Genomic DNA, 13,904 nt, shown 5'->3' on the forward strand with positions numbered 1-13,904 from the left:
CCACTCTGACTAACCAACAATCGCGGGGAAGGTGCCGAAGATTACACCCGCCCCAGCCAGACCGAGGGCGCCGAGAGCGAGCGGCGAGCGTGGAGCACGTAGCCTCAGGACTTGTCCCAGCAATGCGGCGATTGCGATGAGACCAGCTCCTATCGCGATGATCCGCGCGATCCCGTCATCGGGGAAAACCAGCACTCCGGTGTAGCTGATAGCGAAATGCGCCGACCAGATCACGAAGGCGATCAGAAGCGTGCGATAGATCGAAGGACGGTCGATGGGCTCGCCAATCTCGCTGTTCTTTGCTTCAGACACCGGGGAACACCCTCGGCAAGAGAGTAAAGACCATGCCCTGCAGCGCGCAGAACATTATGAAACGTGCGACAATATCCATGGTGACGTTTGTCGGAGTGGTCATGATTCCCCGCGCTTCGCGAAAAGCGAGATAGGTGGCCATGATGACAGCGACCACGACCACCTGTCCCTGAAGCACCGAAAGCATAAAAACAGTCGCACCCATCCCATTCGCGGTGGGTTCAAGACCCGTCGCGAGCCATCCAGTCACATCGAGGTATAAGGCTCCGACCAGCAGGGTCGCAGCAAGTGCCTCCAGCATCCAGGGCAGGTCTTCGGCAAGCCGCCCTTCTTTCGATGCGAGAAACCGACGCCCGCCCCAGGCCGCAAGAAGCGCCGCCGCTTCTATCCCGACAATGATTGCAGTTGCGCCGAGCGGCGGAGGCGCACTCCAGACTTCGGGATTGATGCCATAGAGATAGAGGTAGGCGAACACGGCCATGAAGCCGATCATGCCGATTACGACCATCAAAGTGTTCAACGCCCACCAGCCGTGGCTTTTCGGCCCGGTGATGGCGATCGGAACTTCGATACCGCCGCCGATGTCGGCGCTTTCCTGTTTGATGGGACGGTCGGTTTCCCAAAGCCATCGAAGCGTACTTAGCACTGCTACAATCCCGCAAAACACTGCAAAGGCGTAGCCCTGCACCGTCAGCGAGAGGAAAAAGAGAGCGGTGAACACAGCTGCTGACAATGGCCATGGCGACGGGCCGGGCATGAGTTGAACGTACTGTGGTTCAGCCATCACGGTCGAGGTGATCAACGTCTCGCGCTGACCAGTGGCAGAGTTCGGGAGGAAATAGCGCCCTTCTTCGACTTCCTTCGAGATTTGGGGGCGATCCCATAAAGGCTCGCGAGACGTAACCAGCGGGATCGAGCGAGTGGAGTACAAACCGGTGGGAAGCCATTCGAGCGTACCGCCCCCGTAGATATTGCCTGCATCGTCATGAACCGTGAAACGAAAGCGGCGCGCGAGATCGAACAGGAAAAGGAGTATCCCAGCGGCCATCACGAAAGCGCCGATGGTGGACACCAGATTGAGCAGATCGAGATCGCGCCCGGGCAAATAGGTATAGACCCTGCGCGGCATACCCATCAAGCCGGTCAGGTGCATGGGGAAGAAAGTGATGTGAAGACCCGCGAACATCAGCCCGAAGACCCACTTCCCGACACGCTCAGATAGCGCCCGGCTGCTAGTCATGCCGTGCCAGTGGTAGAACGCGGCGAACATCGGGAAAACCATGCCGCCCATCAGCACGTAATGGAGGTGGGCGACGATGAAATAGGTGTCATGCGCCTGCCAGTCGAAGGGCACCATGCCCACCATAACGCCGGTCAACCCACCCATCGTGAAAATCACTACGCTGCCGACTACGAATAGCGCAGGCGTGGTCCATCTTATCTTGCCGCTGGCAAGCGTCGCAATCCAGCAGAACACCTGGATGCCGGCCGGCAGGCTGACCGCCATGCTGGCGGCGGAGAAATAGCCTGCCGAGACGCGCGGCATGTCGGTAGTGAACATGTGATGCGCCCAGACGCCGAAGCTGATGAAGCCGGTAGCGACCAGCGCCAGAACGTTGAGGCGGTACCCAACGAGCGGCACCTTGGCGACTGCGGCCACCATCATGCTCATCAGACCCGCGGCTGGGATAAAGATAATGTAGACTTCTGGATGGCCGAAAAACCAGAAGAGGTGTTGCCACAGCATGGGATCGCCGCCGCGTAGCGCATCGAAGAAAGGCCAATTGAAAGCTCGTTCGATCTCCAGCAGCATCGTGCACAGGATCACACTGGGGAAAGCGACCACGATCATTACCGCGAACACCAGCATGGCCCACGCAAACATCGGCATCTTGTCGAGGGTCATCCCCGGCGCGCGGGTGCGCAGCACACCCACGATGATCTCGATCGCTCCGGCAATGGCCGAGATCTCGATGAAGCCGATGCCGAGCAACCAGAAGTCTGTATTGATACCGGGACTGAAGGCGATGCTCGTCAGCGGGGGATACATGAACCAGCCGCCGTCGGGCGCCAACCCCACGAACAGCGAGAGAAAAAACATCGTTCCGCCTACGAAATAGGCCCAGAAGGCGAATGCTGACAGCCTGGGAAACGGTAGATCGCGTGCCGCCAGCATCTGCGGCAAAAGCATGATCCCGATCGCCTCCACCATTGGCACGGCAAACAGGAACATCATCACCGTTCCGTGCATGGTGAAGAACTGGTTATAGGTATCGACGCCGAGGAAATCCTGCATCGGAGCGGCGAGTTGCACACGCATGCCCAGCGCCAGAATTCCTGCTGCTAAGAAGAAGCCGAAAGCAGTGACGACGTACCAGAAGCCAACGTAGTTGTTATTGACCGCGGTAAGACGTGCCCACCCCTTGGGCGCGCGCCAGATGCGGTTCAATTCTTCGACTTCGCTATCGGGACGCTTCTCGGTGGGGAAGCGCTCATAGAGCGAATAATCGAAACCCGTCTCGGATCTCATTTCTGCTGCTCGAGCCAGATGGCGATAGCTTCGAGCTCGTCGGCATTGAGCATGTCATAGCTCGGCATGCGATTGCCAGGCTTGAGCGATTGGCTGTCGCCGATCCAACCAATCAGCGTCCCGCGGTTGTTCGGCAAAATACCCGCTCCCAGCGTCCGGCGCGACCCAACATGGGTGAGGTCCGGGCCAGCGAGGCCGTTTGCCTCAGTCCCTGCGACACGATGGCAGGCAGCACACCCGGACTGCATGAATAGTGTTCTTCCGGACTGCTGACCGGAATTTGTGTTAGCGCCCGCACCCGTACGCGTAACTGTTGATCGCTCCGAACCCTGCGTCCCTGATCCGGACGATGATTCTACTTGCCGCGTTATGTCGAGGCCCGCTGAAACGAGGCGCTCATTCCGCTCGGCATACCATTCTCGAAAATCGTCGTCCTCATGCGCTACGGCAACGAAGCCCATCAGCGCATGTTGCCGCCCGCAATACTCCGCGCACACCCCGCCGAATTCTCCTGGGCGATCGGCTTCGATCCGCAGCAGTGTGCGTCGCCCGGGGATCATGTCCTTCTTTCCCGATAGATGCGGCACCCAAAAGCTGTGAATCACATCGGCGGATTCCAGTTCGAGCACCACCGGACGTCCGACGGGAATGTGAATCTCATTCGCATCTTCCATCACAACCGCGCCCGATGGGTCCAGATATTGCACACGGAACCACCACATTTCACCGGTAACGCGAATACGCATCTCGTCCCCGTGGATCGGCTCTGTCAGGCTGGCCGTAAGTGTGAGTCCCCACACCAGTAGCGCGGTCAATACGACGCCCGGAAAGGCCACCCCGCCGAGCAAGATCGCGCGTTCGCCTCCTAGCTTCGCTTTCCACTTGTCTGGTCCCTTGATGGCGACCCAAAGAGCAAACACCACGACCAATGTGACGAAAGCGCCCAAACCGAAAAGCGACCAGGCCAGGGTTGTAACTTTGCCTGAATACGGACCTGCCGGGTCGAGTACCGGAGGTGGCCAACCCCAAAGTGCGTCAATCATGGTCGAGACCATACAAATAGGCTGCGATATCTGCCGCCTCAGCCTCGCTAATTGGCATTGGCGGCATGGAAGAGCCCTCCTTCACGGAAGGTGCGTTGCGGATGAAGGCCGCCAATACGTCCGGCCGGTTCGGCAATTGGCCAGCTATCAAGCCGACATCGTCGAAGCCATCAAGCGATGGTCCCAAGCGCCCGGATGGCCAGTCCAGCCCGGGAATTTCGTGGCAAGATCCACAGCCTGCGCGCTTGATTGCTATTAAGCCGCGATCCTTCGGTCCGATAGCCGGCTCTCGCCGCGTCTCGACCGGGTCCTTGCATGCGGCAAGCGCTGCACAAGCGGCTAAGGCTACGCCGGCCACGATGGCTTTCCAATTCCGATGCTCCACACTCCCCATTCCCATGGGAACCGGACAATTGCATGCTTCGTTCCCGCCAGACGATGCTTTTCCGCTCTAACCTGTCCGTCGCCGCCTTTGCTATGGCGCTGGCGTCATGCACTCCTGCCCCGATCGACGATCCATTCGACGACACCGGCGAATTGATTGCCTTATCAGGCGGGGACGCGGGTCCGCAGGCCGCTTGCCACACTTGTCATGGGCTGGACGGCGGCGGCGACGGAGCGTTGGTGCCGAGAATAGCGGGCATGGATACGGGATATCTTGTGCGGCAGCTGGGCTTTTACGCGGACGGCCAACGTAGCCATCCCCAAATGACTTGGCTTGCAGGCCGTCTAAATTCCGAGGAGCGGTTGGCTGTGTCAGCCTATTACGCGGCCATGGACTTTCCCGAGGGCATGGAGGGAAGCACGACTTTGACTGAACCCTCGTGCGAAATTGCGAAAGCATACGAGATCTACCATGCAGGCTTACCCGAACGCGCTCTATCGTCCTGCGCATCTTGCCATGGGGAAACCGGTCTGGGCTCGGGTGGCGGCAACCCACCCCTGATCGGTCAAAGCGCTGAGTACCACGCCGAACAATTGCGCCGCTGGCGCAACGGTGAGCGATACGGCGATGCACTAAACGTCATGCACGATGCGGCCAGCAAGCTGCAAGAGAGCGAAATTAGCCCACTCGCGGCGTATATTGCGTATGGTCCGGAGCCGTCTCGTCGTCTCGGATTTCCGGAAGAATGCCCCTGACTGTATCATCGCGATCCCAGAAATGGTGTTTCAATGCCGCAATGACATGCAGCGGCACCAGCAATGCGAGGCCGATAACGCCTAGCACATGAAGGCTCTCCGCCCAGTCGAGTACCTGATACTGCCACGCTGGGGAGAGTGTATGAAAGGGCATCGGGGGTATAGCGACCAATCCGGCAAGCCGCAGAGGCTGCACCGGCTGTATCGCCGACCACATCGCCCATCCGCTCAGCGGAAGTAGCGCGAACAGGCCATAGAAAAGGTACTGTGTGATATGTGCTGCCGTGCTCTGCCAGCCTGGCGCATCGGCGTCGTTGACCGGATCGGGGACAAAAAGGCGCCAGCCAAACCTTAAGATGGCGAGGAACAGGATGGTCAGCCCCAGCTCGCTATGCAATTCGTAGGTGGCAAGCTTGCTTGCCCCGACGGGATAGCGCAACATCATCCAGCCTGAGCCGAGCTGAAAGAGAACCAACCCTGCCATTATCCAGTGAAACCAGACACCGACCGGAGAATACTTTCCATGCTCGGTATAACTGACCGCCCATCTTCGGATCAGGTCATGAAGCCTCATGCAGCCGCTCTGTTACCAAGCGATCGATAGAGTATCGTCAATGCAGCGATTAGATAGACCAGGCTCGCGGGGGCCCACATAATGATACCCGCAATCTGCTGATCCTCTATTGGCGAGAGACCCCACAAGCGGGTCGTTAGCCAATGTGGGGCATAATACGCACGGTGCGCAAAGGTAAGTAGCGCGCCAAGTGCCCCCATTGCGACCATCGTCGCCAACAGCCCTGTCGCGGCAGCTGGAGACGGCGATCGAATGACCTTGACCCACCATGCTGCTGCCGTGGCGACAATGCTGATTTGCATGAGCCAGAAAACCGCGTCGCTACGCATCGCGAGTTCGTACAATGGAGGTGCATGCCAGGCCAGGAAGGTGATGGCATGTACCGCAGTCCATACGGTCAACGTCCCGGGCAAGCTCTTGTCCTCGAGCCGAAAGGCCGCAATGAGCAGTGGGGCGAAGACCGCTGCGAGTATGACATCGTGGATGATGCGAACTGTGAACAATGCGGATCCGAGCGCGCAGAAGGGGCTGATGTAGAGAAGGCAGAAGACGATCAGGATTGCGTATGTCGGCGTGGCTCTCAGACTTTCGCGTTGCCAATATGCGCCCCCTACCACGACCAGAAGGCAGGCGACCAATTCGGGTGCGAAATTCCAATTGGTTAACCAGCCCCCAGGATCTGGAGCTTTTCCGCAATAGGGCAACCAATCGTGCAGCATCCGTCTCCCGTGAGCGTGTGGTTAGATCAGCAATTGCATGCTCACAACAGTCATTGGTGTCCTGCAAACCGACGCAATGAGCAGAAAGCGATCGCAATCTAGGATGAAAGACGCTCGGACAGAATTTAGGGTCCCGAGAGCATGTAGGTAGGCCATAATCGGTGAACCGCATTCGCTCTGATCATACCCGTGAGCCAGGTGAAGGTCGGCTTTGGCTACAATCGCGTCTGAAGCCGACAGTCCGCTACCGGCCCAACAGCGGACAAACCATACAAGCTACTTCGATTGCGCGATCCGCTTGCAAGCGGATCCGACCATCGACCAGATGGTTTCGATCACTTCCTCAAGGCTGACTTTTTCCAGGTCGATTGACTCGGCGTATGCGGCCCATTGGCCTTGCTTGGTACCATCCTGCGCCATCTCTTCCGACAGGCCGGGCGGGCGATCGATTGGAATCTCAGTTCCTCTGCGTGCGAATGTCGCCGCTATGGCAGCGTCGAGCTCGTCGTCCGAGACGTCGAGGGCCTGGGGCATCGCCCAGAGGTCGTAATAATCCTTCATACGTCCGTTCGCGATGCCCAGCTGAACCATCGCCTGAAATTTCTCGGCTATCACTGTGGCAGGCGGATAGGCGCGAATGTCGGGCGGTGGAAGATCGAGCAATGTCGGGTAGGTGAGTTCATGGGATGGGTGGGCAAGGGCGTCACCAAATCCGATGTCGATGGTGACCGGGATCCTCGTTCGCTCGAGATAGGCGAAGGTCTTGAGCCTCGTCCCACCATATTCCATCTCTTCTCTGATGGGATTGGCTTTCAGAGCGTCGAGATCGAATTCTATGCCATCCTCAACCGCGATGCTCATGATCTCCCGAAAGTCCGCAACGAGTTGCTTGGGGCCTTCATCGCCATGACCCAGGAAGTCGGCATCGCGGGTTTCGCGGCTTTCGCTTTCCAGCCAGACGGTAACCAGCATTCCGCCTTTGAGGACGAATCGATCACGATGGGCGGACTGCGACAGGCGATAAAGCAGGCGTTCGAGCGCAAAGCGAACGAGGACAACTTCAAACACCCGGCCGTTCGCACGTGCGATGTTGAGCAGCCGGTCTTTGACCGATTTTGCCAGATTGATGGGCTTCTCACCCATTCGAGGTCAGCGCCTCGAGATAAGGCTTCATCGTGCTCCAGGCTCCGCCTTCAATCGCGGCCTGAGAGATTTCAGCCGGTGTGGCCTTGCGCTGTTCAAGCGCGGCCCTCAGTCCCTCAATTGCGACTGATCGATCGACGAGCTTTGGGTTTCGAAACATATCGGCAAGCGTCTTCGGCACAGAATATATCGGAACGGATACGCCGGAGACCTTGTGATGCTCGATCCCTTGCTGGTGATAGGAATCGCTAAATCGAACAGTGCGTGTAGGGGGATAGGAGGGGGCGGGAGACCAGTCGCTGCTGCCGATAGCAACCCACACTTTGCGCGGCATCTGATCGGTCAGTTCATGAAAGGCGAGCGCTGAGAACATGGCGATCACGCCATTGGGGATGCGTTTTGCAATTTCAGCGAGCGATTGGTCGGCATCGATGTCTGCGTCGGCGGTCTGGTAGAGCCCGCGCGAGATGCGGTTGATCTCTCCATCGTCGACCGCCCGGGCTATGGTTTTTCCATCGACACCCGCTTCGCGCAGCTCGCGCGCGCGCAGGATCGGTTGCTGCGCAAAGAGCCCGCGCATGATCTCACGTTGTGTGGGTTGGGTCGCCGCCTTCATGTCACAAATCCTTGCACTCGACATGCCCCTATCAGAGGTTTTGTGACAAGTCACGGTGAAGGGTCTCCGAAAATCGGGAACGCCTAAGATACCATGAGCAGGCGCCATTGGGGGCAAACACGAGAAATTCACAACCCAGCAAACGAGGGCGGCATCGACACGAGAACCGTGCCTGCTGGATTCGCACCGCCCTTTCCGGCCAATTTCACTCTACTCTACGCTTCGCGCAAATTCCTGTTGCCTGACAGCATTTTGATGTCCTTTTGATCTGCCTCGCGAGTGCAGCCGGTGGTCGGTTGCCGCAATTCGAGGCAATTCATGAGCGTTATTCCGATCCGGTCCGAGGCATTGTCGCGCGGCGCGCGCATGCTGCGCACGGCGCTTGGCTGCGAGATCGCACGCTGGCTTGAAGAGCCTGCGGTGATCGAAGTGATGCTCAATCCCGATGGTCGTCTGTGGGTCGACCGGCTGGGCGAAGGCCTTGCCGCGACCGACTGCCTGATGAGCGCCGCCGACGGAGAGCGGATCATCCGGCTCGTTGCCCATCATGTCGGCGCCGAGGTGCATACTGGAGCTCCGCGCGTCTCGGCAGAGCTTCCCGATGGCGGCGAACGCTTTGAAGGTCTTCTGCCACCGGTGGTCGCCGCGCCGAGCTTTGCCATCCGCAAGCCTGCTGTCGCCGTCTTCACGCTCGCCGACTATGTCTCGGCGGGAATCATGGATGCATGGCAGGCCGAGGCGCTTGGCGCTGCGGTTGCGGAGCGAAAGAACATCCTGGTCGCGGGCGGCACATCGACCGGCAAGACGACGCTTACCAATGCTTTACTCGCCGAAATCTCATCGAGTCCCGACCGGGTTGTCTTGATCGAGGACACGCGCGAACTGCAATGTGCCGCGCCCAATCTCGTCTCGCTGCGGACCAAGGATGGCGTTGCAACTCTGTCCGATCTGGTCCGCTCGGCGCTGCGTCTGCGACCCGATCGCATTCCCATCGGTGAAGTGCGCGGCGCTGAAGCGCTCGATCTGCTCAAGGCCTGGGGAACGGGTCATCCAGGCGGGATCGGCACAATCCACGCAGGCTCTGCGCTCGGCACGCTGCGGCGGCTCGAACAGCTCATTCAGGAAAGCGTGGTGACCGTACCGCGCGCGCTCATCGCCGAGACCATCGACGTCATCGCTGTGCTGGTCCGTGATGGCGCCGGACGGCGGCTCGCCGAACTGGCCAAGGTCCGCGCTCTCGATGCTTCGGGCGAATACGTCCTCGTCCCTCTTCCCCATACCCAAGGAGACCCTTCATGATGATTATTCTGTCGCGGGCGCGATCGCGCCTTTCCGCTATCGCTCTTGCCGGTGTTGTCGCACTTACGCTTGCCGCGCCGGCCCATGCCGCCGGCTCGTCGATGCCATGGGAAGCGCCGCTGCAGGCGATCCTGGAATCGATCCAGGGGCCGGTCGCCAAGATCGTTGCGGTGATCATCATCATTGCGACCGGTCTCGCTCTCGCTTTCGGCGATACATCGGGCGGCTTCCGGCGCTTGGTGCAGATTGTCTTCGGCCTGTCGATTGCCTTTGCAGCTTCCTCGTTTTTCCTCTCCTTCTTTTCGTTCGGCGGCGGAGCGCTCGTCTGATGGGCGCCGGTTCAACTGGATTGCCGCCAGGCTTCGCCGTTCCCGTCCACCGGGCACTGACCGAGCATATCCTGCTGGGCGGTGCGCCGCGCGGGCTCGCGATTGCCAATGCGACACTTGCAGGAGCTATCGGGCTCGGTCTGCAATTGTGGATCGCAGGGATAGCCTTCCTCGCGCTGGGCCATATGGCCGCGATGTGGGCGGCGCGGCGCGACCCGCAATTCGTGGATGTCGCCCGGCGGCACTTGCGCTTCCCCGCGCATCTGCAGGTCTAAGCCATGCTGAGCTTGCGTGAATATCGAAACAAGGCCGAACGGCTGGCGGACTTCCTGCCCTGGGCGGCCCTGATCGGTCCCGGCGTGCTGCTCAACAAGGATGGCAGTTTCCAGCGCACCGCGCGCTTCCGGGGACCTGATCTCGATAGCGCAACGCCTGCTGAGCTGGTTGCAACGACCGCACGGCTCAACAGTGTGCTGCGCCGCCTTGGCTCGGGCTGGGCGCTCTTCGCGGAGGCAGTGCGCCGACCTGCGCAGGACTATCCTGCATGCGATTTTCCCGATCCTGCTTCTGCGCTGGTCGAGCGCGAACGCGCAGGTGACCGATATCGCATTGCAGGAGGGCGAAAAGCTCGTCGGTCCCGGACCGGTTGCTGCCGGCGATACGGTACGCTGGATGATCGGCGATACGCTGAGCGGGACGGGCGCGACGGCGCGCGTCCACATCCTCGTCAAACCCACCCGGCCCGATATTGCGACCAATCTCGTGATCAACACCGATCGGCGAACCTATCATGTCGAACTGCGGGCGAACCCCAGTGTCTATATGGCGTCGGTCAGCTGGAGCTATCCGGCAGACGAATTGATCGCTCTTCGCCGGGCCGAAGAAGACGGAGCGCGCGCCGCGCCGGTTGCAAGCGGATTTGCGCTCGAGAATCTCAATTTCGACTACCGGATTTCGGGCGATAGGCCCGACTGGCGACCGGTGCGGATATTCGATGACGGGCAGCGCACCCTGATCGAGTTTCCGCCCGATATTGCGCAAGGCGAGATGCCGCCGTTCTTCGTTATCGGCGAGGATGGGCAGGCGGAGCTGGTCAATTACCGCGTTTCGGGCCGCTACCTGATTGTAGACCGCCTGTTCGAGAAGGCCGAACTGCGGCTCGGCGCCAGGCGCAGGCAGGTTCGGGTCAAAATCACCAATCGGGCGTGGGGCCGGTCATGAACAGTGAAGCCGAACCGGACCGGCCTAGTGATGCTGAATCCATCGTTCGTTTACGCGGAGAGGGACCGCGCGTCGTCCGCCTCTCGCGCAAAGCCATCGGCATCGCCAGCGCCGCTGCTCTGACACTGGTTGGCGGCGCGTTGATTTACGCCCTGCAACCGGTCTCGGAGGCAGGGCCGGATGAGCTGTTTGGAACCGAAACAGTGGCGGTCGCCGACGGTCTTGCTTCGGGCCCGAGCGACTATTCGCAGGTACCGCGTCTCGGCCCGCCGCTTCCCGGCGATCTCGGCGAGCCCATCCTCAATGCCCAGGATCGCGGAGCTGTCGCTGCGCTTCCACCAGTCGGATCGCAGCCCGCTGTGCCGCAGACGCAGGGAATAAGTCCCGCAGAGGCAGCGCGTCAGCGCATCGAGCAGGAGCGCGAAGTGGCGCGGGCCAGCGGGCTCTTCTTTGCGGGCGCTACGGCGGTTTCAAGCACCGATGCATCGCCCACAGCCAATTCGAACGCAGGGCAGCTTGTGAGCCGGGCCGATGCCGTGGGATCTGCGCCCGCTTTCCTCGAACGCCCGGCCGATCGGCGCACCTCTGCATTGCAGCAGGTCGCCGCGGCGCCGACGGATGCAGTGCTTCAGGCGGGCTCGGTCATTCCTGCCGCACTTATCACCGGCGTCCGGTCAGACCAGCCCGGCCTTGTGACCGCGCAAGTCACGCAGAATGTCTATGACAGCCTCACAGAGCGGATTCTGCTTATTCCCCAGGGCGCACGCCTGATCGGCGATTATGCGTCCGATGTCGGCTTCGGGCAGCGCCGCGTGCTTCTGGCATGGAATCGCCTGATCCTGCCTGACGGGCGCTCGCTGGTTCTTGAACGCCAGCCCGCCACCGACCCTTCAGGCTATGCCGGGCTCGAGGACGGCGTCGACTATCACTGGGGCGGGGTGGTCAAGGCTACTCTTGTCTCAACCCTGCTCGGCATCGGCAGCGAACTCGGATTGGGCGGTGACAGCGATCTCGTTCGCGCGCTTCGCCGGGGCAGCCAGGACACCGTCAACCGTGCAGGGGAGCAGATCGTCTCGCGCGAGCTCGATATTCGTCCGACGCTCACCATCCGCCCGGGCTACCCGGTACGGGTGCTGGTGACGCGTGATATTATCATGGAGCAGGTACGGTGACCCGGCTCAAACTCTCCGACATTACCGACGTCAAACCAGTCAAACTGCCGATCGAGATTTCTGCGCGCTTGCATAGTGACCTTGTCGCGTATGGTGTCGTGTTGAATGGGGGGAACGAAAGGGATGCTCCTCCACCGGAGCAACTCATTGCGCCCATGCTCGAGCGTTTCGTGGCTACCGACCGTGACTTTGCGAAGGCACGTCGTGCCGCAAAGCGAGCAGAGGTTTAGCAGTAGTCTCGCGTCGAGATTTTCGGTGGGTGGGCTGTCTCTCTGCGACTCAAAGCGGGCCACTCAATTGCGAAGAGCAACTGCTCAGCCAATTGTCTTTGGCGATCGTTCGCTGGCGGGCTCCACTGATCTGCCCAGCGCCGCTGAGAGAGTAGCGCCTACCCGGTCGGCGGCCTCTTTGGCCGGATCATAATCGATGTGGGCATAAATCATGGTCGAGCGCATATTGGCGTGGCCGAGGATAGCGCCAGTCATAGCGAGGGCTTCGCCACTCGAAGTGGCGATGGCACCCATGGTATGGCGCAGTGTGTGCGGCGTCACGTTCTTGAGACCGGCCTTGGCAACGATCTTTGGCCATAGTTTTTTGGTTCCCTGAAAGTAGCCTTCCCCGGAGTCCGCCGGGAATACATATTTGCTGTCATCGTTTCTTGAGATCGTCCTGATCAATCCGAGTGCCGCCCCTGAAAGTGGCCGGGTCGATTGCCCGGTCTTGCTGTCGGCCAGCACCAGCAATCCACGCTCGAAGTCTACTTCGTCCCATTTAAGCTCGACGATCTCCTGGCGTCGACAGCCGGTCAGGATCCACATGCGGGTGATGTTGAGAGCCTTCGGATTAAAGCCCTCTTCCTCTAGCTTGTCACAAGCTTCGCCGAGCTTCCTGATTTCGGCGAGTGACAGAAAACGCGTCCTTCGACCGTCGGTTTTCTTGACCACGGCTTTCTCGCAAGGGTTCGAATCGACCAGTCCTCGTCGGACTGCGAAGCTGTACATGGCGGAAAGGTCCCGAAATGCTTTTCGGGCAGCACCGGGACCGCCGCGCACGACAATACGTTTTCGGTGGCCGATCTTCTGGTCCTTACGTGACTTGCCCTGCTCGACATCGCGGAAGAAACGTTCGATATCGCCAGCGGTCAGTTCGTTGATCCGCTTATGACCGAGCAGGCGAACCACGTGATGACGCAAGCGACCAATCGTGTGTTTCTTGGTCAAAGGTTTCATCGGCTCGCCCTGCCGTAGCCCGCGCTGGATATAGCATCCTTCTTCTTCATAGAGATCGACCAGCCCGGCGATCTTCAGTTCAAGGCGCTTGGCATTGCGTTCGGCCGCAGGGTCGGCACCAAGAGCTGCTGCTGCAAGAACCTCCTTGGCGCGCTTTCGTGCCTGCTCGACAGTCAGCGCACCAAATCGACCGATCGACACGAAGCGTTTGGGTGCCGAGCGGCCGCCGCCTTCGGCCCGGTAGCGAACAACGAAAGTCTTGATCCCGCTTGGGCCTACTCGCACCCCGAAACCCGAAATCTGACTGTCCCAGATCTCATAGCGCCTAGATCTTGGCGCCGTCGCATCAAGCAAACGCTTTGTGATCAAAATCGACTTGGGACTCGCCATTTTATGCTCCGTCAAGCGACCCCAACCTTGGGTGTCGGGGTGACCACCGGGTGACCACGGGAACGGAAATCGCCGGTCACCTCTGGAAAAGCCTAGCGTAGCCGAACTCAAAAAATAATCAAGATATCAGATATTTGAGGGCATTTTGGCGTAGAATCGAAAAGCATAGAAAAGGCGACTGGGAAGT

General features: G+C 59.9%; 16 protein-coding genes. 7 read left to right on the top strand and 9 right to left on the bottom strand.

Going from position 1 to position 13,904, the window contains the following annotated elements:
* Positions 1–9: 9 nt before the first annotated feature.
* From V6B15_RS14680 to V6B15_RS14695, 4 genes are read right to left on the bottom strand one after another with little or no spacing between them, the layout of a single operon-like run.
* Positions 10–312, bottom strand: a complete 303-nt coding sequence (locus tag V6B15_RS14680; protein WP_063505649.1) for a hypothetical protein — start codon at positions 310–312, stop codon at positions 10–12.
* Positions 305–2,842, bottom strand: a complete 2,538-nt coding sequence (locus V6B15_RS14685) for a cbb3-type cytochrome c oxidase subunit I (protein ID WP_063535109.1) — start codon at positions 2,840–2,842, stop codon at positions 305–307. Before V6B15_RS14685 ends, V6B15_RS14680 begins: the two co-directional genes overlap by 8 nt.
* Complete coding sequence (locus V6B15_RS14690) at positions 2,839–3,885, bottom strand: cytochrome c oxidase subunit II (RefSeq protein WP_224801993.1); 1,047 nt, start codon at positions 3,883–3,885, stop codon at positions 2,839–2,841. Before V6B15_RS14690 ends, V6B15_RS14685 begins: the two co-directional genes overlap by 4 nt.
* Positions 3,878–4,072 (bottom strand): hypothetical protein, encoded by a 195-nt coding sequence (locus V6B15_RS14695; protein ID WP_197459409.1) that lies wholly within the window; start codon positions 4,070–4,072, stop codon positions 3,878–3,880. The genes V6B15_RS14690 and V6B15_RS14695 overlap by 8 nt, the downstream gene beginning before the upstream one ends.
* Positions 4,073–4,323: 251 nt before the next feature.
* On the opposite strand from V6B15_RS14695, the gene V6B15_RS14700 reads away from it, so the two are divergent.
* Complete coding sequence (locus V6B15_RS14700) at positions 4,324–5,025, top strand: c-type cytochrome (RefSeq protein ID WP_320181088.1); 702 nt, start codon at positions 4,324–4,326, stop codon at positions 5,023–5,025.
* Here the strand turns inward: V6B15_RS14700 and V6B15_RS14705 are convergent.
* From V6B15_RS14705 to V6B15_RS14720, 4 genes are all read right to left on the bottom strand, one after another.
* Entirely contained in the window at positions 4,949–5,599 is a 651-nt protein-coding gene (locus V6B15_RS14705; RefSeq protein ID WP_050599076.1) for a cytochrome b, read from the bottom strand. The two genes, V6B15_RS14700 and V6B15_RS14705, sit on opposite strands and share 77 nt — an antisense overlap.
* A complete protein-coding gene (locus tag V6B15_RS14710; RefSeq protein WP_063512440.1) occupies positions 5,596–6,318 on the bottom strand; it encodes a cytochrome c oxidase assembly protein in 723 nt (240 codons plus the stop codon). The genes V6B15_RS14705 and V6B15_RS14710 overlap by 4 nt, the downstream gene beginning before the upstream one ends.
* Before the next feature lie 276 nt (positions 6,319–6,594).
* Positions 6,595–7,461, bottom strand: coding sequence for a nucleotidyl transferase AbiEii/AbiGii toxin family protein (locus V6B15_RS14715; protein ID WP_050599511.1), 867 nt, complete (start codon positions 7,459–7,461; stop codon positions 6,595–6,597).
* Complete coding sequence (locus V6B15_RS14720; RefSeq protein ID WP_063504975.1) at positions 7,454–8,077, bottom strand: type IV toxin-antitoxin system AbiEi family antitoxin domain-containing protein; 624 nt, start codon at positions 8,075–8,077, stop codon at positions 7,454–7,456. The genes V6B15_RS14715 and V6B15_RS14720 overlap by 8 nt, the downstream gene beginning before the upstream one ends.
* 318 nt (positions 8,078–8,395) lie before the next feature.
* Here V6B15_RS14720 and trbB point away from each other — a divergent pair, with 318 nt between their 5' ends.
* From trbB to V6B15_RS14755, 6 genes are all read left to right on the top strand, one after another.
* Entirely contained in the window at positions 8,396–9,376 is a 981-nt protein-coding gene (trbB, locus tag V6B15_RS14725) for a P-type conjugative transfer ATPase TrbB (protein ID WP_050599509.1), read from the top strand.
* A complete protein-coding gene (locus V6B15_RS14730) occupies positions 9,376–9,705 on the top strand; it encodes a TrbC/VirB2 family protein (RefSeq protein WP_442969035.1) in 330 nt (109 codons plus the stop codon). Before trbB ends, V6B15_RS14730 begins: the two co-directional genes overlap by 1 nt.
* On the top strand, positions 9,705–9,980 hold the full coding sequence (locus V6B15_RS14735) for a VirB3 family type IV secretion system protein (protein WP_050599507.1): 276 nt from the start codon (positions 9,705–9,707) through the stop codon (positions 9,978–9,980). Before V6B15_RS14730 ends, V6B15_RS14735 begins: the two co-directional genes overlap by 1 nt.
* A gap of 100 nt (positions 9,981–10,080) precedes the next feature.
* Complete coding sequence (gene trbG, locus V6B15_RS14745) at positions 10,081–10,926, top strand: P-type conjugative transfer protein TrbG (protein WP_442969034.1); 846 nt, start codon at positions 10,081–10,083, stop codon at positions 10,924–10,926.
* Positions 10,923–12,098, top strand: coding sequence for a TrbI/VirB10 family protein (locus V6B15_RS14750; protein ID WP_063504978.1), 1,176 nt, complete (start codon positions 10,923–10,925; stop codon positions 12,096–12,098). The genes trbG and V6B15_RS14750 overlap by 4 nt, the downstream gene beginning before the upstream one ends.
* Positions 12,095–12,328, top strand: a complete 234-nt coding sequence (locus V6B15_RS14755) for a DUF2274 domain-containing protein (RefSeq protein WP_063504979.1) — start codon at positions 12,095–12,097, stop codon at positions 12,326–12,328. Before V6B15_RS14750 ends, V6B15_RS14755 begins: the two co-directional genes overlap by 4 nt.
* Before the next feature lie 84 nt (positions 12,329–12,412).
* Here V6B15_RS14755 and V6B15_RS14760 read toward each other — a convergent pair whose 3' ends face one another.
* Positions 12,413–13,717: a site-specific integrase gene (locus V6B15_RS14760; protein ID WP_063504980.1), complete on the bottom strand. Its 1,305-nt coding sequence runs from the start codon at positions 13,715–13,717 to the stop codon at positions 12,413–12,415.
* Between the last annotated feature and the right edge of the window lie 187 nt (positions 13,718–13,904).

The organism is Qipengyuania sp. Mu-71 (genome assembly GCF_036867055.1).
Classification (GTDB): domain Bacteria; phylum Pseudomonadota; class Alphaproteobacteria; order Sphingomonadales; family Sphingomonadaceae; genus Qipengyuania; species Qipengyuania profunda.